Origin of the sequence: Streptomyces sp. SID13726, assembly GCF_010548375.1 — a bacterium.
In the GTDB taxonomy this organism is placed as follows: Bacteria; Actinomycetota; Actinomycetes; order Streptomycetales; family Streptomycetaceae; genus Streptomyces.
The window spans coordinates 1-409 of sequence record NZ_JAAGLY010000659.1 but is presented as its reverse complement, the minus strand read 5'-3'; the positions used below and the strand labels follow the sequence as shown (position 1 = coordinate 409).

The following is a 409-nucleotide window of genomic DNA, read 5'->3' as shown; positions in this document are numbered from 1 at the left end:
CCCGCGGCCCCCACGGTCCGGAGCTTGCTCGTCGCCGCCGGTGCCGACCTCGTCCTACGGGGTGCGTGGCAGCTACGGCGCGGGCCGCTCCCACGGGAGGTGGGCGCGCACGACGAACCGTCCGTCCTCGACGCTGGCGGAGAACGTGCCGTCGAGCGCCTCGCAGCGCTCGCGCATCCCGACGATCCCGTTGCCGCTCCCCGGGACGCCGGACGTTCCCGTCGTGAGGGCGTTGCGCACGGCCAGGTCCACGCCGTCGCCGGGACGCGCGCGCACATCGACGTCCGCACGCGCACCCGGCGCGTGCTTCATCACGTTCGTCAACGCCTCCTGCACCACCCGGTACACCGCGCGCGTGAGTGCGGGCGGGGCTGAGTCGGCGTCGGTGACGAACACCGTCGCGGCCAGG

General features: G+C 75.1%; 1 protein-coding gene. It reads right to left on the bottom strand.

The window, feature by feature from the left end:
• Positions 1 to 72 precede the first annotated feature (72 nt).
• Positions 73 to 409: ATP-binding protein (locus tag G3I78_RS49640; protein ID WP_343244048.1), on the bottom strand; the 337-nt coding region annotated here is incomplete at its 5' end.